Origin of the sequence: Sporolactobacillus pectinivorans, from assembly GCF_002802965.1 — a bacterium.
Classification (GTDB): Bacteria; Bacillota; Bacilli; order Bacillales; family Sporolactobacillaceae; genus Sporolactobacillus; species Sporolactobacillus pectinivorans.
Map to the genome: position 1 here is coordinate 754,881 of NZ_NXGA01000001.1, position 18,619 is coordinate 773,499.

The window sequence follows — 18,619 nt, forward strand, 5'->3', positions numbered from 1 at the left end:
AAACAGAGAAACATTTTTTATAAAAGGGACGCATACTGTCCCTTTTATGTTGCCGTTTTTTAGCCATGAACAAATTTGATATGTGAAAATATATTTGACAAAGAAGAGCACGTTATCCTAAAATTATTTTTGTTGCCCGCAAAGATCTTTTAAGTGTTTGAACGTGATCGGCACTGAAATTGGGCAGAATATCTCGAAGACGATAGAAATATTTTTTGAAAATAGAGTTCTGAAGTTGTAAAATGTTTTTTGTAAACGTTTTATAGGAGGATTTGTAAAAATGGCCAAAAAGGATTACACCCAGCTTGCACACGACATCGTAGCTAATGTTGGGGGTAAGAAAAACGTTAATTCATTAATTCATTGCGCCACAAGATTGCGCTTCCGATTAAAGGACCACAGTAAAGCCAACAAAGCGGCGCTTGAAGATCTGCCGAAAGTTCTTACCGCAGTCAGTGCGGGCGGACAATATCAGGTGGTCATCGGCGATGAAGTTGTTCCGGTCTACGAAGCGATTATGGACCAATATCATTTCAGCGCGGCGGACAGTGATACAAGCTCGGGACTGGGTGCAAACGGCAGCGATCCGGAGGCTTCTGAGCCGGCGGAAAAAGAAAACTGGTTTGAAAAGTTCGTTGCTGTGATTTCAGGTATTTTTACACCATTTATTTCAGTCCTTGCCGGAGCGGGCGTACTGAAGGGTCTGGCCATTCTCATTTCGACGTTCCATTGGCTGCCAGTTCATTCACCCGTTTATATCAGTATTAATGCGCTGGCAAGCGGTGTGTTTACGCTGCTCCCCATTTTTATTGCAATTACTGCGGCCGACAAGTTTAATACCAATCGATTTATTGCAGTGGCGTTGGCATGCGCCATGATTTATCCGTTGACAGACAGTACGATTCCGAAGCTCGCACACCTTGGAAGCTACGCTGTTGATTTTAAAACATATAGCGGAGCTGTTATTCCGACGATTCTCGCTATTTGGGTGGAAAGTTATATTGAAAAATGGTTCAAAAAGCGGCTACCGGCTGTCACTCAATTGGTGTTTGTGCCATTCCTCACACTCGTTGTTGCCGGATTGCTGACCTTCTTCATCATCGGGCCATTTGGAACTCAGCTTGGTACGTGGCTCGCGTACGGCTATAAATTTCTTTATGGATTGAGCCCGCTCGTTGCCGGTGTGATCCTAGGTGGCACCTTCCAGATCTTTGTTATTTTCGGCTTGCACTGGGGCATTTTGCCGATATCATTCATTAATATTCATACGTATGGTTATGACACGTTGCTGGCTGTCATGTTTTGCGCTGTTGCCGGACAATTCGGCGCTGTTACGGCAGCAATTTTCAGATCAAAAAAGGAAAAAAACAGAGAGATCGCATTTTCTGCGGCTATCAGTGGATTCTTTGGAATTACCGAACCGGCGATTTACGGTATTAACTTAAAATACAAAAAAGGATTTATTTTCGGCCTGATCGGCGGTGCAATCGGCGGTGCAATTATTGGCGCTGCAGGTGTAAAATGTTTTCAATATACACCAATCATGAACGTGTTTGAAATGCCGCTGTTTATTGGGAAAAATTCAAGTATTGTCATGGCTGCGATTGCCGGATTGGCAGCTTGGCTCTGTTCTTTTCTACTGGTCATCCTGCTTGGATTCAACGAAAGCAACACTGAAAAGCTGTTCGCCAAGGTCACTTCCGGGAAAAAAAGCCTGACGGAGAAGAAAACAGCCGCTTTGAAGGAAAACCTGGGTGACACGGCTGAGGATGAAGCAGCGGCAGCAGCTGTCGAGGAACCTGCCGTTGATACTTCTGGCCTGAATCTCACCGAAACGATTCAGAGTCCGCTTGAAGGGAAAGCAGTTCCGTTGAAGACGGTCAGCGATCCGGTCTTTAGTTCAGAAGCGATGGGGAAGGGTGTCGGCATTGAGCCAGCTGCAGGCAAAGTTGTTGCTCCGGTCGATGGAGAAGTCACTGTCGCTTTTCCGACCGGACATGCTTACGGAATTAAATCTGATAACGGCGCAGAAATTCTGATCCATATTGGCATTAATACCGTACAGCTCAACGGTAAGTACTTTGAGCCCAAGGTTGAAAAGGGAACTAAAGTTCACAAGGGCGACCTGATTGCCACGTTTGATGTGGACAAGATCAAGGAAGCAGGCTACGATACAACCACAATGGTTCTTGTCACGAATACGGGCGACTATGAAGCGGTCGTTCCATCGACCGGAAACACAGCCTCCGGCGACGAAGTGATCCAAATTTACGCAAAATCGGATGAATCTAAATAAAATCAGTTTTAAAGGGCGTTCATACCTATGGAGGGTATGAACGCCTTTTTCTCATCAGTATTTGTTATTTTCCGCGATGCTTCTGCCTTGCTTTTTCTTTTCTAAGCAAATAGCGTTCTCTGATCAGGTTTTCACGCCTGATTTTTGCGCTGCGCTTTGTATCTGCCTTGTGCGCACTGATCGCCAGCTTCATTGCATTCTGCGCTCATGTTCCGATACCTTTCTTTTTCATTTCTTTTGCGGCCATGCGTTGGGCACGTTTCGGGTGCGCCGGATACTTGTTGTCAGTTGCTCCATCAACTGATTCTGCCAGCCTCCTGTTTGCCAGCAGTCGAGGGAGCTGATGCCTGACAAACGACAGGATGGCCGGATTGCTGGGTTCCGCGCCAAAAACATAGCGGAACACTTTCAAATATCCGGCTTCCGATACTTCAATAATACCCAACCAAAACTGTCCGTCAAAATAAACCGTGAGTCTCATAATGGTTCCTCCTCTGAAATCGTTGAATGAAATGACGGACATCCCGAGGAGGGAAGGATACTGGTACCGCTGTAAGCGGTGCATCCGGACTACCGACCGGATTGTGTTTTTTCATTTCACAGGATCATTGAATCATGGATCAGGCCGGCGTGTCAATCGGCATTGAGCGGCAGTTGATCTGCACTTCTCAGCCATAGAAAGACATATCGCTTGAAACTAATTGGACATCAAAGTATTATTAATTTATGAAAACTGACAATACGATCCACCTGATCAGCAGAATACACGAAAAGGCGAATGCATTTCTGGTTGAACAACTGCGCGGGCAGGGAATGAACGATCTGGCCCCCTCACATGGCGATATCCTGGCTGCTTTATTTAAACGAGATGAGGTGACGATGACAGAAATAGCCACGCTGATTCACAGGGACAGATCGACAGTCACCCAGCTTGTACGCAAACTTGAACGAAAAGGTTATATTTTCTCCAGAGAGAATGCTGCAGACCGCCGTTCAAGTGTTGTTTGTCTGACAGAAAAGGGGAGAAGTCTTGAACCTTTTTTCAAGCAAGTTTCGGAAGATTTGTACGCCATGGCATATTTTGGAATGACGGTCGAGGAAATCAGCAGGTTTCAACAGCTTGTCCGAAAAATTTATCATAATATGGAATAAAAAAAGTAGATAACAAGCAGATGAAAAATGAATAAAGCTGCACTGAATGGAGTAAAAGCCGTATCGAATCCAGCAGTGCTCGCCTTAATAATTGCCAATATATGTCGCGACAATAATAGAGATGTTTTTTGCACAGTTACTTTGACATCAAAATATTAATAGGAGGGTTATCGATTGAAAATTCAGCGGACAATCATCAAACTGAAGACGGCAGATATACCAGCCATTGTTTTGACACCACTGGAGGAAATGGGGACGGCGCTGGTTATTCATGGTTACGGCGGCTCAAAAGAGGAACAGCTAGGGCTTGCCTTTCGAGTAGCGGAAACAGGACTGAAAACATTTGCCATTGATCTTCGCGGGCATGGGGAACAGCCTTTGGATTTTGATGAATCAGTTTTGTCCGATATCCAGGAGACAGTCAACTATTGCCGATCATTCGGTGGGAAGGTAATCGCCATCGGCCATTCACTTGGGGGGCGGCTTGCACTAATCAGTGATGCGGATGCTGCGATTGGCATTTCTCCGGCAATCTGCCGGGCTTTTGGCGAAAATACAAGAAAAAAATTGAAAGAATTGAGACATTACCGGGTCAATGAGCGCGCCCCCCTTATTCTTGAAAAAATGATTTCCGCTTTTCCGCAACCGGTTTTTAAACAGGACAGCCAAAAATTTGTCCTGTTTGGTTCACGGGATATTCCTGAAATCGTTGATGCATGCAGACAATGGGATGAGCATACCTCGTTTGAGATTAAGAGTGCGTTGCACAGTGACATTTTTACACTCAATACGACTGCTTCTATCATTGTTAGACTGATCACGAGCATTTATAGTTAACTATACGAGACTTGGGGGAACTGAACTCTTGAAATTAATCATAATGTTGTCCAAATTGTTTCTTGGCTTATTTCTATTTGCACTTGGCGCTGTTTTTACCATCAACGCCCATCTGGGACTTCAGCCATGGGATGTGCTGCATCAGGGACTGGCAAAAACACTTCATATCACAATAGGAATGGGCAATATTCTTGTAGCTCTGCTGATTCTGATCATCAACCGGCTGCTGGGTGAGAAAATAGGATTCGGCACCGTCTGCAATATGCTGTTTATCGGTATTTTTATGGATGTGCTGATGCTGAATCATTTAGTTCCGGTTTATCACTTGTTTGTGCTGCGTCTGCTGATGGTGCTGGCAGGACTGGCAATTCTGAGCTTTGGTACCTTTTTGTATCTTAGCGCGGGTCTTGGAACCGGGCCAAGGGACGGACTGATGGTTGTTATCGCACGGAAAACAAAGCGCTCGGTACGCTTAATCAGAACAATGAATGAAGCGGTGGCACTATTCATCGGATATTTTCTTGGTGGCTCGGTTGGCATCGGCACACTGATCATGGTCTCGCTGGTCGGTATTTTCGTCCAGTTCACCTTCAGGCTGTGCAGGTTTGATGTGAAAAACGTGCACCATGCCTATCTCGACCGGAAAAGGACGAAACATGTGCTGTCCATGCTGTTTGCTCACCGGACTTAACGCAAAATAGGCACAGAGTATTCGTAAACGTCACTAAAAAAATGGTTGACTGGGTTGTAAAAATGTTACAATGGTGAAAAAAGATGCCGGGGAGATAATCACTATGCCTTTTGACACGCATAATCACACTCAGTTTTCATTTGATGCCGAAATGCAGCTCGATGACGCACTTGAAAAAGCTAAAGAATGCCATCTGAACCTGATTATCACGGAGCATTACGATCTGAATGAACAGAAAGATGATGGATCGCCGGTCGAGTTTCAGATTGAGGATTATTTTAAAAAATATGCACCTTACCGAAACAACCAGCTGCTTCTTGGCATCGAGCTCGGGCTGGACAACCGGGAGGCCTATACAGCGCGGAACCGCAAAATTATTGAAGATTCTCCCTTTGATTTTGTCATTGGCTCTGTCCACAATATTCAGGATTATGACATCTGCAGCGATCAGGAGAAAAATTTTCTGTCAAAGCAGGATTTTTTTTCACACTATCTGATTTATGCTGAAAACACAATCAACAAGAACCCATACATTGATACCTTTGCCCATATCGACTATCCGTGCCGTTATCTCCAGTATGCGGATAACGTGCTTCGTTACAGCGATTTCTCGATGTTAATCGATAACTTTTTATTGGCACTGATTCACAATAATATTTGCCTGGAAATCAATCTGCGCCTGATCGACCTGAAAAGTTTTCGGGACGGCCTCGACAGTATCGTCCGCCGTTACCGTGAACTGGGCGGTGAATATGTGACCATTGGCGGGGACAACCATACGCCGGAAACGATTGGGGAAAAATATCATCTGGGTGTCGAGATGGCGCGTAATAACCATTTGATTCCAGTTTACTTTAAAAACAGAAGAAGAATCATCGACGATCTGTGAGCGTATGCCTATGGAAAGTTCAGAAAAAAAATGAGAATATCGCAGGCCGGGCGTTGTATGTGTGCTTGCCCACGACTTCCATGCCTGCACAAAACAGGCTATAATGAGTCTCAGAATCCTTGGATGGACATAGACGGCAGATACGTTTTCAGGGAGCGGGAGTGTGTTTTTTATGGATCAATTTGAAAAACTGAACGAAGAAAAAGTGTTTAAAGATCCAGTACATCGTTACATACACGTCCATGACCGGCTGATCTGGGAGCTGATCGGCACGCCTGAATTTCAACGATTGCGCCGGATTCGCCAGCTGGGTACGACTTTCCTGACTTTTCATGGAGCGGAGCACAGCCGCTTCGGTCATTCGCTTGGCGTTTATGAAATTGCCCGGCGCGTGATTGATATTTTCAAAAGCAGAGGAGACTGGGACGATTCAGAAACAATATTGTCACTGTGTGCGGCACTGCTGCATGATGTCGGACATGGCCCGTTTTCCCATTCTTTTGAAAAAGTGTTTGGCACAAATCATGAACAGTTTACGCAGAACATCATTCTCGGGGATACGGAGATTCATCGCGTGCTTGCGCAGGTTTCTGATGATTTTCCGAAAAAGGTGGCGGATGTCATCGGCAAAACTTATGAGAACAGGCTGGTGATCAGCTTGATTTCAAGCCAGATCGACGCCGACCGGATGGATTACCTGCTGCGCGATGCTTATTATACCGGCGTCAGCTATGGACACTTTGACATGGAGAGGATTTGGCGTGTGATGAGGCCGCATGGAGATCAGATTGTTTTCAAACTCAGCGGCATGCACGCGGTCGAGGATTACATCATGAGCCGTTATCAAATGTACTGGCAGGTTTATTTTCATCCGGTTACGCGCAGTGCGGAAGTGATCTTGACGCAGATTCTTCATCGTGCGAAGAGGCTTTATAACGAAGGATTTCACTTCAAAAATGTGCCGCTGCAGCTAGTCAGTCTGTTTGAAGGAAAGATGAAACTTCAAGACTACCTCAGGCTGGACGAATCGGTAATCATGTACTATTTTCAGGTGTGGCAGGATGAACAGGACGAAATTCTGCGCGATCTTTGCAGCCGTTTTATGAACCGGCGGCTGTTCAAATATGTGCAGCTTTCAAAGGATCAGCTCTATGTCGATGAGGAGCTATCCCAGGCATTTCGTGAAGCGGGTATTGACCCGGATTATTATCTGGAGGTCGATTCATCCTCTGACTGTCCATACGATTTTTACAGGCCGGGTGACGAAGAGGAGCGGCGGCCGATCCAGCTGAAAATGCCTGACGGCAGTCTGCACGAACTTTCGCAGGAATCAGAGGTTGTCGGCGCGATCACAGGAAAAAGGCGAACAGATCATAAATTGTATTATCCGAAAGATAGGGTGCTCAGTCTACCGGATCGTTCGTCCGCAAAAAAGAAGATATTTGAGCTTTTGCATATTTAATAAATGTTTGAATGTTTTACGGGGGGCAGACAGATATGCTGGAAGATCATGCAAAAATTGCGACGGTCATTGGTCAGGCCGGTGTGATTGCAGGTAGAAAAAAGCTGCAGAAAATGATCTATATTTTACAAAAGATAGGTTTTCCGTTTTATGAAAGGTTTCAATTCAACTTCTTCGGACCATACTCAGATGAATTGACGATGCAGCTGGAAGAACTTTGCAATTTCGGTTTTCTGCTGGAGGGTCAGGCCGAACAGGATAACGGAATGGGTTGCCGTTACCGGCTCTCGGAAGCCGGTGAGAGCTTTATCGGCCATTACAAAGAGCTTCTCCCGGATGTGCAGGTGATAACAGAGAAATTATTGCAGGAGAGTACATCATTTCTTGAACTGGTAGCGACAATCCTCTACTTTGACCAAATTCCTGCCGACTCCATGAATGAAAAGGTGCAGGCTTTGGACAAACCGTTCAGCGATGAGGAAATCAAAAGAGCACGCAGATACATATCTGAACTGCAGGCGGACCAAATGCTCCATCTTCCGGTTTCAAAGTAATTGAGCAGTTCTGATCAAACGTTTGTTTAAAGTAATGAACAAACAAATTAAATACAACGGCCGCTCGCAGTTTTCGTGTAGAAATTTTTCATCTGATTTGCCCAGAAAACTCCGGCGCCGTTTTTTTTATCCAGTGAACCGGCGGCAATCTGTTCCGCGTATCTCAGATGCGGATTCAGCCATCTGCTCTGTGCATGATTAAGCGTCTGTCCATAGATTTCGGGCAGACAATTTTGGACGACGAAAGCGTGTAACCGATCAAACATCCGGTTCATTGCATCCGTGAGCGGTTCCGAGATGACCATTAGCGCTGCTTGGTCGGACAGATCTTCAGCCTCTTTTTGTGCTGCCATATCCAAGATCCCGTTCTTTTCAACCGCTGCCCACATAATGTAAAGGTGCATCAAGTAGAGATCATCCGGATTAATACCTGCGTGGAAAAAAGGATTGAGATCGGGAATACGCAGCTCAATTCGGCGGGCGTCCGGTTTGGAAGAAAGATCCTCGAATCCAGGACCCTTGACGCGGACGAGTTGGTAGAGCTCGCGCGGGCTTTCAATCCAGTCTCTGTCCACATAAGACTGGATTGAGGACAAATAGGCTTCCGGGCTGGAATAATCGGGATATACCGGTCGGGTATTTTTATAGCCGTTGGCGCCGAGGCGTGCGGAACGGTAGTGCGTGCCGCCTGACTGTTCGGGGCTGGCTGCCAGCAGGTGCACAAGGAAAAAGCGTTCGCGCAGCGCGTTCGCTGCAAGATTCAGATAGAACCGGCTGCGGTCGGCTGAACTTTTCAGGGCAAGCCCGATCTCATTTGAAGAAAAAGAAAAATTAAAATGGATACCGCAATAGAGCTGCTTGTGCCGCCCGTATTTTTTCGACAGATAAGCGCGATAGTCATTTTTATCTTTTCCATCCGCACCAAAATCGGCAATTGGAATCTGCTGTTCTGCTGGCAGTCCGGAAGGGGGATTACTGAGCGGCCACAACATTTCCGGGCTGATGCCTTGAAAAATCCTCCGCGTCAGGCGTTCCTCATGTGCGAGCATTTCAGGGATTGAACAGGAGACTGGTGTGATCAGTTCAATCTGGCTTTCGGAAAAATCGGTCGTGATTTCCGGGTTCGTCAATTTATCACCAAAAACATTCGGATGAGGGGTCAGCGCCAATGATCCGTCCGCATCAATTCTCAGATTTTCCCGCTCAAGTCCGAAACGGCCGTGCGATGTAATGGGTGAACAGGGACCATTATCTTCAGTCATCCGGCAATCCTCCACAATATGATTTCAAAGTGCAACTTGATAACTGCTGATCAACGAATTCAACATCTTTGAGTCTATCGGATTACGCACAAGAATTCAATCAATTGAATTCGCGGGACCGGAGAAGCAAAAAGATGAACTTTTCCATCATCCATCCATGGTAAAAGTCCATCCTTTCCATTTCAGCAAGCGATCATTTCTGCTGCCGGTATCTGATTCAGTTATTCAGCTCCTCCATGTGGTTCAACAACCGCTTCAGCGACTTCAATTCCTCAAGCGTCAGCGTGATGCCCTTGCCCATTTTTTCACCGCCCGGTGCCCAGTCCCTGAGATCATACTTTGGCGCGCGGCCGTTCCAGCTGATCACATTCAGCTGCTTCTCCCAGCCCTTTGGGGACTGGGACACAGTGCCGATATTTTTCACGATGTCATAGTCGATGCCAGCCATACCTTTTACCTCCCTCAATGCTGCAGATGTCCCGGTCATGCCAGAACAAAATGCTCGTGAAACCAGGAATCTTTCGATAAAATATCCCGGCCGTCCGCAATGATGTGCGGTTCCCCTTCCTCATCCTGCGTTAGTAAATGCCCGTCATCATCTGTTTCAGCCATATAAAAATTGTTTAATTTAAAAAGCAACCGTTCTTCGAGCAAATCAAGCGCCGTATCGCCCGTTTCCCCATAGACGTTTTTAATACATCGAATCAAGATCATTCTCAGAAAATCCTCCAGACAAAATGCATGCTACTACAAGAATAATAGTTGCGGAGACGTTTGGCAATGGCCAGGGACAACCCCGAAAACACGAGAAGTCTGGGCCGCCTGCAAAATTGTATCAAGATTCAGCGGACGAGGGAACGAAGATTCACAAATTTAAACGAACAAGGAAAAAACTTAAAATAAAATGATCGGGATATAACTACAAAACTACAACTACAAAAATCGGCCCGGATTAGCTTAAAGGTGGGCTGAGTCAGCGAAAGGTCGGTACGAAGTTTAAGAGGGAGCCGAATCAAAGAAAAATGAAGCCAGACGAGTTCCAAGTAAAGTGGAAATTCCAACCTGGTCCAAATTCGCCTGAAATCTGCTGCCAATCCACCAAGTTTTTCCACATAGCTTCTCTTCATTTGTCTGCTTAATGTTTTACAGAACATGCTTTTTTTAGTGTGAAATAAACTCCAGTGAAGCATTCCACATTCTGTTTTCTGTCAATAGAAAATCAGAGCATGAATAGCTTTGCTTATGATAAAATGGTACTAGCTTGAAATGTGAGATGAATCACTTTTCTGAAGGGATGATCGCTTTGGATATTTTTCATCAGGATGGGAAAAAATCGGGATTTAATATTATAAAAGGTGATGCAACGAAGGGGCACGGTGGTTTTGGCGCGGGGTTGGTCAATCTGGACAACATGTCTCCGGTAATTATTGATGTAGGGACGGGCACGGCTGAAGTCGATATGGGGGCGCTCCATGCGCGCAGCGACATCGAGCGACGCATCCGCTTTTCAAAAGATAAAGCCGATCTTCAGGGTGGCGGGAAAAAATATTGGATCGTCTGGGTAAATACGGAAATCACGAAGGAGGGACCGTACTATGCCGGAGCGGGAGCTGCTGAAATGATCATAAATCGTGATATCCGCCGAGGCTACAAGATACTCGCCGATCATGTCACTAAAATGGAGAAAGCACTGAAAGGCCAAGTTGTTCTGGATGAAATGGATGCATCTTCGAAAAAAGTACTTCGGGATTTTCTTGCACAGGCCGCTCCGGGGCAATGGGAACGAGCCAATCCTCAACTGAAGGAAGAGTTGGAAGTAAACTGAGCGTGCGCAAAAGGCAGGTTTTTGGGACCAATAATGGCTCACCACCTGCCTTTTGCAAGTTCTTTAAAAATGCTGGATCAGAACAATGCCGGTAATCATCAGTGCAAAACCGACAATCCGCTGCCAGTTGATTTTGTGCTGCGTGACACCGAACCAGCCGAAATGGTCGATAATAAGTGCAATCATCATCTGACCGCATAAAATAGCGGTAACGGTCAGTTCGGCGCCAAGTATCGGCAGCAGCAGAATATTCGATGTTACGAAAATGACACCAAGTGGTCCGCCGATCCAGATCCACCAGCGTGATTTCGGAATAATCCGCAGGTCAAATTTCAGCCTATGCTCCATGATCAGTATAATCAGAACGAGAAGTAGAGTTCCTATCGCGAATGAAATAAGCGAGGCGAGAAACGGTGAATCGACGGCAACCCGAAGCTTCGCGTTGATCGATGTCTGGGCCGGGGACACCATGCCGGCAGCGACGCCCCATAAAAGAAAAACAGATGTGAGCATAAAACTTTTTTTACTCATGAAAATCCTCCGTTCAAAATCTTTTCATCAGAATCACGCCGGCAAGCATACAGACGACACCGATCAGTTTCGGTAGATTGAACTCATGGATGGGGACGCCAAACCATCCAAACTCGTCAATGCAGATAGCCATGATCATCTGGCCGCACAGAGTCGTGACCACAGTGAGAGCGGCACCCAGCTTGGGCAGCAGCAGAATATTGCTTGTTAAATAGCAGACACCGAGAATCCCGCCGCCGATCCATACCCACCACGGATTAACACGAAAAGCCGCGGCTGCAAAGGTCAGACGGTGATCGATTGACAAAGTAAGCACAAGCAGTGTCAGCGTTCCGATAAAAAAAGAGATCAGAGAGGAAAGGAAGGGCGAACCCACTTTTCGCCCTAACTTTGAGTTGATCGAGGTCTGAACCGGGATGCTCGTGCCGGCAATCAGACCGCTAATCAGAAAAAGCAGAATCATAATAAAACCCCTCAAATAATGAATTAACGTCTTTAGTATAAGAGAACTTCAGCAAAAAGTGTAAGAAAATGGCTTCCAGCCATGAAAATAATTTTCTGAACATGGCCGGTTGTCAGCAAAAATAATTTTAAGTCTTCCGGATTGGTATGAGAAAATATCTTCAATCTCTCTAAATGCGGGCTGCCGGCCATAAATCATGGTCTGTACGTTTGATTCACTTGTTCTGCACCCGCCTCAAGCGGCAGCAAATAAAAAGATCCGGCTGATCAATCACCTAGCCCCCGGTCATTAAAATTTCGAATCCGCAGGTACGTGAAGATCCAGCCGGTAAACTGCAAGGCTCGGCTGTTAAATATCCAAATTGTCTGGCGAGTCCTAAGAAATTTATGAATCAGACTGGAGCCCGGATTGAATGAGGGACCGCAGGAGGAGAATACGATCAAGGATGCGGCAGGTGGACTTCCCCTTTTCAGGATCATATTCAGATCTGGGCATGGCCGGGCTTATTGCCACCAATGGAACAGGCGGTAAAAAAAGCCTTTATTGTCTTTTTTCTTCGAACTACCGGCTTTCTTCTCCGTCCCTTTGCAATAGTCCGTAGGTTGCGTGCCCTTTACAAAATAGGTTGGGCGTCCGGGACAGCCGTTGCCCGCCAGCAGGCCGGTTTTCGGATCAACGCTGACGCTGATCACGCCATCGGGCGGGCGAAATTGATTTTCCGGCGCGCCGTCAAGTGCGGATTCCATGAAATGGGACCAGATGTCTTTGGCATATCCGGAATCAGGATAAGTACTGATCGTCTCCCCTTTATCATACCCGACCCAGACTGCGGTGACGAGGTCGGGGGTGAATCCGGCCATCCAGCTATCGGTTGGCGTCGAGCCGGTTTTGGCAGCAATTTTATGAGTCAGCTGGTTGGCAATCGGAGCACCTGTGACCTGGGTGTAACCGTCGAGCCTTTTGTCAAAAATGCCAGTCATCATTTGGGAAAGGACGAAAGAGGTTCCGCGGCTCAGGACCTGCTTTTTAACGGGTTTCCAGTCATAAAGCACATGCCCTGCCCGGTCCGTGATCTTAGTAATAAAATCGGGCTGGATCCTTTCTCCTTCATTAGCCAGAGTAGCATATCCCCGCGCCATTTCAAGGACGCTGACCGGTTCCGATCCGAGTGCAAGTGAAGGAATCGGAGAAAGCGGGCTTGTGATGCCGGCTGCCCTCGCCGCATTTACAAGCTTGTCCATGCCAATCGCCAGATGTGTTTTGACGGCGAAAATATTGTCAGAAAGCGCGAGCGCCTGCTCCATCGTGATCGGTCCATTAGCATAATAGCCGCCGAAATTATTCGGTGCATAGGTTTTTTTACCGTCATCGAACGTGAAAACGGTCGGTATACTTTTGAGCCGCGTGGCTGGTGTAAAACCGTTGCTCAGAGCGGCATAGTAAAGAAAGGGTTTGAATGCGGAACCTGGCGCACGCTTTGCTGAAATAGCACGGTTATACGCGCTGCTCTGGTAATCACGCCCGCCGACCATCGCGACTACGCCACCGTTTTTCGGGTCCAGTGCGACTAAAGCGGTCTGGATTTTCGAGTTTCCGGGAATGGTTTTCTTTACCCAGTATTCAGCGGCTTGCTGTGACTTCACGTTTAGCGTTGTGTAGACTCTCAACCCGCCTGACTCCAGTTCTTTTGTGCTGAAATGCAGGCTGCCGGACAGCTCTTGCCGGACAGCATCCTGAAAATAAGGCGCGGTCTGCTGTGGTACGTTTTCCTGATGTGAAAATTCAAGCGGTTCCCGATAGGCCGCTTCGGCCCGGCTTTTTGTCAAGAAACCGCTCGCGACCATTGTATCCAGCACTATACGCTGCCTTTTTTTTGCCTGATCGTAGTGCAGAAGCGGTGAATAGAGGCTCGGACCGTTTGGAATACCGGCAAGCATGCTGGATTCTGCCAATGACAGATCAGCCGCATTTTTATTAAAATAAGTCTTTGCCGCGGCTTCAATGCCGTATGCGCCGTGACCATAGTAAATGGTATTCAGGTAACCTTCAAGGATGTCTTTCTTTGACTCGTTCATTTCAAGACGGATCGTGTAGAACACTTCGGTAGCCTTGCGCAGCCAGGTTTTGTTATTGGTCAGAAACAAATTTTTCGCATACTGCATCGTAATCGTGCTCGCGCCCTGCGCCTTGGACATACTGTGCAAATCGGTAATCGCCGAACCTGCAATGCGGCGGAGATCAAAACCATGATGCTGGAAAAAGTGCCGGTCTTCAATCGCAAGTGTAGCCAGTTTAATTGACGGGGCCATCCGGTTGATCGCAACCCACTGCTTGTTGTTTGTATCCCATTTACCAATCTGTTTTCCGGTACTATCATAGAAAATTGCCGGCTGTGTATCTGGTATATCCATCGGCCCGGCGAGTTTGGCCGCAAGGAAAATCATGACCAGGGAAAGGAGAAGTGCGGCGGGAATGAATGAACCCAGCCGCACGGACCAGAACGCAAATCCTTTTCTTCTTTCTCGGAATGGCTTGCCTAAGCGCATGATCAAAGCCCCCCAAATTTTTAAAGAACGAACCTGAGTGTCCGGACATTTTCTAGTGCAAGACAAGTCTGTAACGGAAAAATAGGATAGCTGACACATAATGCTGATAGTTGTCACTGAATTCCGATATATGACAAACAAGTTCTAATAAATTTATAAATCCATCGGTGCCGGATGCTGACATCGCGACAAGAGGATCGCTGAAAGATAACTCTTTCTCACATTATGTTTCAATAGAAAGGGATCTAAACATGAACGTGGAGGCTAATCTTCGCTTTTTCAGTCAATGATAGAAATAAATCAATAGAAAAATCGAATTTTGAAGAAAAAAGGCTTTTGAGCCTTGCCCGATGCCGGACATTATTTTATAGTATTATAAGTATGGAAAATTGCGCCGAATCGGACGGTGGACTGGAGGCGGATCCGTGAAAACACGTGAAATTTGTCTTGTTTTTACGAGTCGAACTGTAGATGACGGTCTGCCGGAAGCGGGCAGCCAGACACGGTCTGTGCTTCAGGGCCGGCTGGCCGAGGGTGCCGGCGGGCTTTATCTATTTTTTACAGATAAGATCGAGGGGACAGGGGAAGCCGATTATATTGTGAAAATCGGGAGCGATGAGGCTCTGCTCCGACGCTCCGGTACGTTGCCATTGAGACAGCCGCTGTTTCTTGGAAAGCCTGCTTCCGGGAGCTGCGAATTGCCGCTTGGTGCTGTTCCGACCGAAGCAAGGGCAAAAAAAATCGAGGCCGTCTGGGACAGCGACAATGGGACAGGGGCGGCAAATCTTGTTTACGAGTTAAAACTTCAGGGCCAGTATGCCGGAACATTCGATCTGAATTTCCGTTATTCGGACCTGAAGCATGGGAAAAACTGAGAAACTAAGCCTGTTTTCAATAGACAGCTCCACGTGATAAAAAAGCAGTTTTGAAGGTATTTTTGGAGGTTAAAAGATGACGATTGTCGAACAAGTTAAGCAGCAGTTGAAGGAAGAAATTAAGGCAGCTGTAATCCGGGCGGGTCTGGCGGAACCGGAACAGGTCCCGGATGTCGTGCTTGAAGCACCTAAGGAAAAAACACACGGCGATTTCGCAGCGAATATGGCGATGCAGCTGGCGCGAATTGCGAAAAAAGCACCACGTAAAATTGCCGAAGAACTGGTCGCCCATTTTGATAAGAAAAAAGGACACATTCGCGAAATCGAAATTGCAGGACCGGGTTTCATCAACTTTTTTCTGGATAATCAGTATCTGACGGATCTAATCCCGGCAATTCTCGAAGCCGGCGGCACTTATGGTTCTTCGGAAAGTGGCGCGGGGAAAAAAGTCCTGGTTGAATTCGTTTCCGCTAATCCTACGGGCAGTCTGCATCTCGGCCATGCACGTGGCGCGGCAGTCGGTGACACGCTCTGCAAATTGCTGAATAAGGCAGGCTATCAGGCGAGTGCGGAATATTATATTAATGATGGTGGCAATCAAATCACTAATCTGGCGATTTCGCTGGAAGCCCGCTACCGTCAGGAGCTGGGAGAAGAAGCGGAAATTCCGGAAGACGGCTATCACGGTAAAGACATCATCGAGCTTGCCCGACAGATTGTAGCGCAGTATGGTGACAAGCTTGTCAGCAAGCCGAAAGAAGAGCGGCTGCGCTTCTTTCGCAACTTTGGAGTTGAGCACCTGATGCGCGGCATCAAGAGGGATCTTGCCGATTTCCATGTCACGTTTGATCGATGGTATTCGGAACTTTCTCTTTATGAAACCCACAAGGTCACGGAGGTGCTGGATCTTTTAAAAGGGAAAGGCGAAACCTTCGAAAAGGATAGCGCCCTTTGGCTGAAAACGTCGCAATACGGCGATGATAAGGATCGCGTACTTGTCAAAACGGACGGATCGTACACCTACTTCACACCGGATATTTCTTACCATAAAGATAAATTTGACCGTGGCTTCGACCAGCTGATCGATGTGCTCGGGGCTGATCACCACGGTTACGTGCCAAGAATGAAGGCGGCGATGCAGGCACTCGGCTATAATCCCGATCACCTGACTGTGCAGATTATCCAGCTGGTGAATCTGATTAAGGACGGGGAGAAAGTCAAAATGAGCAAACGGACCGGGAAGGCGGTCACGATGCGGGAACTGATGGAAGACGTTGGTGTCGATGCAGCCCGTTACTTCTTCGCAATGCGCAGTTCCGACAGCCATCTGGACTTTGACCTTGATCTGGCCATTTCCCATTCAAACGAGAATCCGGTTTTCTATGTTCAGTATGCGTACGCGCGTATTACGAGCATGTTGAAAAAAGCGGAAGATTTTGATCCGGATAAAACAGCTGTACCGGACTTGGACCTGCTTTCCGGTGAGAAAGAGATTAATCTACTGAAAAAGCTCGGCAATTTTCCGGCCGTTGTTGCCGACAGTGCAGAAAAGCTGGCGATTCAGCACATTCCATCTTATCTGTTCGACCTGGCGTCGAGCCTGCACAGCTTTTACAATGCGGAAAAAGTGCTTGACGAGAGCAATGTACCACTCAGCAAAGCCCGTGTTGCACTGATGAAAGCCGTCCGGATCACGCTGAAGAATGGCATGGATCTGATTGGTGTCGACGCACCGGAAAAAATGTAATCATAAAGTCTGAAAATGGACAAGGATGAAGAAACTTCTTGCTTTTTTCGGACTTTTCGAATGCCCTCTTAATAAAGAATAGGATTATAGCAGCTCCAGTACGGGGCTGCTTTTTATTACAAAAAAGGACTGAACCAGCCGGAACAAAAAGTTTTCAGTTTTTCAAGGGGAGAGCGTCCGGCAATTTTTTTCTCATCCACGAGTACTGAGTCTTCCCGAATTTCTTTATTCAACTGTTCGAGCACTTGGCGGATCAAATCTTTGTCGACGAAAAAACTGCACAGTTCATCATTCCAGAAAAAGCTGCGCCGATCAAAATTAGCGGTGCCAAGGTAGCAGAGAATCCGATCGACAACAAAAACTTTGGAATGGTAGAAGCCCTGGTAAAAATGAAACAGCCGTGCCCCTTTTTCTACAAGCGGCTGGAGATAAATGAAGGAAGCCGGTTTGACCAGGGGATGGTCTTTTTTCATAGGTAGCAGGATTGTCAGCTGGACGCCATTCTCAAGCCTGTCGAGCAGGACATTCATCAGCTTCCGGCTTGGGATGAAATAGGGCGATCCGATGACGATGGATGATTGCGCGGCTTGAAGTTTTTCGGCAAAGAGAGCTTCAATTTGTTTGCCACTGGATCCGATCAAAGTCAGGCGGGAGGCCCCTTTTTCAAGAGGAGGGAAAAATTCCGGGCGGTTCAGAATTTCCTCCCCGGTGGCCAGCTTCCAGTCTTTCAAAAAAAGATACTGCAGTTCGGCAACGCTTTCCCCCTCAACTTTGAGATGGTTATCATGCCACGGTCCTATTTCAGGTTTATTGCCGATATAGTCGCGGCTGACGTTGAAACCACCGAAATAGCCGGTTTTTCCGTCGATGACGGCGATTTTTCGGTGATTGCGCCGGTTCATATAATAAAAAGTGAAAGGGAAGCCCACCTTGCCCGAAAAAGCAACCTGCACACCTGCCTGCAAAAGCTCTGCTCGCTTCTTCCTCATATTGCCTGCACCCAATGAATCAAGCAGCAGACGCACGTCGACACCTTCAGCAGCTTTTTTTTTCAGCAATTCAAGCCATTTATTGCCAACCTGATCGGCTTCGAAAATAAAAAAAGACAGATGGACGTGGCTTTTTGCGTCCTTGATTGTCTTACTCATATCGTTGAAAAGCTCACGTCCGTCAGTAAAATAGCGGAGCCGGTTCAGCCCGTCTGCTGGCTTGTATTCGGGGAGCCCGGGGTGTTTCATTTTGATGCCGGTGAAAATGTCGAGCAGGACACTGGCGATCAGCAGAACGGCAACAAATACAGAGATGAGAATAATGGTAAGCAGCAGCTGCATGAAAACAAAGCCCCTTCTGTCTCGTGATATTTAACTACGTTCATTAATTCATCCTTTTAAAAAAGAAGAAGAAGTTCATACCATCTTTTTTTCGGATACTTCCTTTAATATATCCTAATTTTGCGGATGTATCGACCAAACGTGTGCGGTTGTTCGAA

17 protein-coding genes and 1 pseudogene are annotated in these 18,619 nt (G+C 46.9%); 10 read left to right on the plus strand and 8 right to left on the minus strand.

The genetic code is table 11. From position 1 onward, the window contains the following. Positions 1–280: 280 nt before the first annotated feature. A complete protein-coding gene (locus COP04_RS03875) occupies positions 281–2,296 on the plus strand; it encodes a beta-glucoside-specific PTS transporter subunit IIABC (RefSeq protein ID WP_100486781.1) in 2,016 nt (671 codons plus the stop codon). 64 nt (positions 2,297–2,360) lie between these two features. On the opposite strand, the pseudogene COP04_RS03880 reads toward COP04_RS03875, so the two are convergent. Then, positions 2,361–2,861, minus strand: a pseudogene (locus COP04_RS03880) (YjdF family protein). Between the two features lie 161 nt (positions 2,862–3,022). On the opposite strand from COP04_RS03880, the gene COP04_RS03885 reads away from it, so the two are divergent. The 6 genes from COP04_RS03885 (at position 3,023) to COP04_RS03910 (ending at position 7,881) form a co-directional block, all read left to right on the plus strand. Beyond that, a complete protein-coding gene (locus COP04_RS03885; protein WP_100486783.1) occupies positions 3,023–3,448 on the plus strand; it encodes a MarR family winged helix-turn-helix transcriptional regulator in 426 nt (141 codons plus the stop codon). 174 nt (positions 3,449–3,622) lie between these two features. Continuing rightward, entirely contained in the window at positions 3,623–4,285 is a 663-nt protein-coding gene (locus COP04_RS03890) for an alpha/beta hydrolase (protein WP_204988015.1), read from the plus strand. A 28-nt stretch (positions 4,286–4,313) separates the two neighbouring features. Then, on the plus strand, positions 4,314–4,976 hold the full coding sequence (locus COP04_RS03895) for a YczE/YyaS/YitT family protein (protein ID WP_204988016.1): 663 nt from the start codon (positions 4,314–4,316) through the stop codon (positions 4,974–4,976). A gap of 103 nt (positions 4,977–5,079) precedes the next feature. Then, positions 5,080–5,865: a PHP domain-containing protein gene (locus COP04_RS03900; protein ID WP_100486784.1), complete on the plus strand. Its 786-nt coding sequence runs from the start codon at positions 5,080–5,082 to the stop codon at positions 5,863–5,865. Positions 5,866–6,037: 172 nt separating this feature from the next. Continuing rightward, positions 6,038–7,327 (plus strand): HD domain-containing protein, encoded by a 1,290-nt coding sequence (locus COP04_RS03905; protein WP_100486785.1) that lies wholly within the window; start codon positions 6,038–6,040, stop codon positions 7,325–7,327. 35 nt (positions 7,328–7,362) lie between these two features. Beyond that, the gene (locus COP04_RS03910) at positions 7,363–7,881 is read left to right on the plus strand and encodes a YwgA family protein (protein WP_100486786.1); all 519 of its coding nucleotides are present in this window, start codon (positions 7,363–7,365) and stop codon (positions 7,879–7,881) included. Between the two features lie 47 nt (positions 7,882–7,928). Here the strand turns inward: COP04_RS03910 and COP04_RS03915 are convergent, their stop codons facing one another. The 3 genes from COP04_RS03915 to COP04_RS03925 all read right to left on the minus strand — a co-directional run bounded on the left by COP04_RS03915 (position 7,929) and on the right by COP04_RS03925 (position 9,857). Then, the gene (locus COP04_RS03915) at positions 7,929–9,143 is read right to left on the minus strand and encodes a glutathione synthase (RefSeq protein ID WP_100486787.1); all 1,215 of its coding nucleotides are present in this window, start codon (positions 9,141–9,143) and stop codon (positions 7,929–7,931) included. 217 nt (positions 9,144–9,360) lie between these two features. After that, complete coding sequence (locus COP04_RS03920; protein WP_100486788.1) at positions 9,361–9,591, minus strand: YdbC family protein; 231 nt, start codon at positions 9,589–9,591, stop codon at positions 9,361–9,363. A gap of 35 nt (positions 9,592–9,626) precedes the next feature. Further along, positions 9,627–9,857: a hypothetical protein gene (locus COP04_RS03925; RefSeq protein ID WP_100486789.1), complete on the minus strand. Its 231-nt coding sequence runs from the start codon at positions 9,855–9,857 to the stop codon at positions 9,627–9,629. Between the two features lie 580 nt (positions 9,858–10,437). Between COP04_RS03925 and COP04_RS03930 the strand changes: the two genes are divergently transcribed. After that, positions 10,438–10,968 (plus strand): YwhD family protein, encoded by a 531-nt coding sequence (locus COP04_RS03930; protein ID WP_100489515.1) that lies wholly within the window; start codon positions 10,438–10,440, stop codon positions 10,966–10,968. 63 nt (positions 10,969–11,031) lie between these two features. On the opposite strand, the gene COP04_RS03935 is transcribed toward COP04_RS03930, so the two are convergent. The 3 genes from COP04_RS03935 to COP04_RS03945 form a co-directional block, all read right to left on the minus strand. Beyond that, positions 11,032–11,499 carry a DMT family transporter gene (locus COP04_RS03935; protein WP_100486790.1) on the minus strand — a complete coding sequence of 156 codons (468 nt, stop codon included), beginning with the start codon at positions 11,497–11,499 and terminating at the stop codon, positions 11,032–11,034. 13 nt (positions 11,500–11,512) lie between these two features. After that, positions 11,513–11,962: a DMT family transporter gene (locus COP04_RS03940; RefSeq protein ID WP_100486791.1), complete on the minus strand. Its 450-nt coding sequence runs from the start codon at positions 11,960–11,962 to the stop codon at positions 11,513–11,515. 503 nt (positions 11,963–12,465) lie between these two features. Further along, positions 12,466–14,508, minus strand: coding sequence for a transglycosylase domain-containing protein (locus COP04_RS03945; RefSeq protein ID WP_100486792.1), 2,043 nt, complete (start codon positions 14,506–14,508; stop codon positions 12,466–12,468). 425 nt (positions 14,509–14,933) lie between these two features. Between COP04_RS03945 and COP04_RS03950 the strand changes: the two genes are divergently transcribed. Further along, complete coding sequence (locus COP04_RS03950; protein ID WP_100486793.1) at positions 14,934–15,383, plus strand: YwiB family protein; 450 nt, start codon at positions 14,934–14,936, stop codon at positions 15,381–15,383. A 76-nt stretch (positions 15,384–15,459) separates the two neighbouring features. Further along, positions 15,460–17,130, plus strand: a complete 1,671-nt coding sequence (argS, locus tag COP04_RS03955; protein WP_100486794.1) for an arginine--tRNA ligase — start codon at positions 15,460–15,462, stop codon at positions 17,128–17,130. A 116-nt stretch (positions 17,131–17,246) separates the two neighbouring features. Here argS and COP04_RS03960 read toward each other — a convergent pair whose 3' ends face one another. After that, positions 17,247–18,461, minus strand: coding sequence for a phospholipase D-like domain-containing protein (locus tag COP04_RS03960; protein ID WP_100486795.1), 1,215 nt, complete (start codon positions 18,459–18,461; stop codon positions 17,247–17,249). Between the last annotated feature and the right edge of the window lie 158 nt (positions 18,462–18,619).

Bases quoted from the DNA above. Each gene is read 5' to 3' on its own strand.
- COP04_RS03875 (WP_100486781.1), top strand. From the start codon at position 281: ATGGCCAAAAAGGATTACACCCAGCTTGCACACGACATCGTAGCTAAT.
- COP04_RS03885 (WP_100486783.1), top strand. From the start codon at position 3,023: ATGAAAACTGACAATACGATCCACCTGATCAGCAGAATACACGAAAAG.
- COP04_RS03900 (WP_100486784.1), top strand. From the start codon at position 5,080: ATGCCTTTTGACACGCATAATCACACTCAGTTTTCATTTGATGCCGAA.
- COP04_RS03905 (WP_100486785.1), top strand. From the start codon at position 6,038: ATGGATCAATTTGAAAAACTGAACGAAGAAAAAGTGTTTAAAGATCCA.
- COP04_RS03910 (WP_100486786.1), top strand. From the start codon at position 7,363: ATGCTGGAAGATCATGCAAAAATTGCGACGGTCATTGGTCAGGCCGGT.
- COP04_RS03915 (WP_100486787.1), bottom strand. From the start codon at position 9,143: ATGACTGAAGATAATGGTCCCTGTTCACCCATTACATCGCACGGCCGT.
- COP04_RS03920 (WP_100486788.1), bottom strand. From the start codon at position 9,591: ATGGCTGGCATCGACTATGACATCGTGAAAAATATCGGCACTGTGTCC.
- COP04_RS03925 (WP_100486789.1), bottom strand. From the start codon at position 9,857: ATGATCTTGATTCGATGTATTAAAAACGTCTATGGGGAAACGGGCGAT.
- COP04_RS03930 (WP_100489515.1), top strand. From the start codon at position 10,438: ATGATCGCTTTGGATATTTTTCATCAGGATGGGAAAAAATCGGGATTT.
- COP04_RS03935 (WP_100486790.1), bottom strand. From the start codon at position 11,499: ATGAGTAAAAAAAGTTTTATGCTCACATCTGTTTTTCTTTTATGGGGC.
- COP04_RS03940 (WP_100486791.1), bottom strand. From the start codon at position 11,962: ATGATTCTGCTTTTTCTGATTAGCGGTCTGATTGCCGGCACGAGCATC.
- COP04_RS03945 (WP_100486792.1), bottom strand. From the start codon at position 14,508: ATGCGCTTAGGCAAGCCATTCCGAGAAAGAAGAAAAGGATTTGCGTTC.
- argS (WP_100486794.1), top strand. From the start codon at position 15,460: ATGACGATTGTCGAACAAGTTAAGCAGCAGTTGAAGGAAGAAATTAAG.
- COP04_RS03960 (WP_100486795.1), bottom strand. From the start codon at position 18,461: ATGCAGCTGCTGCTTACCATTATTCTCATCTCTGTATTTGTTGCCGTT.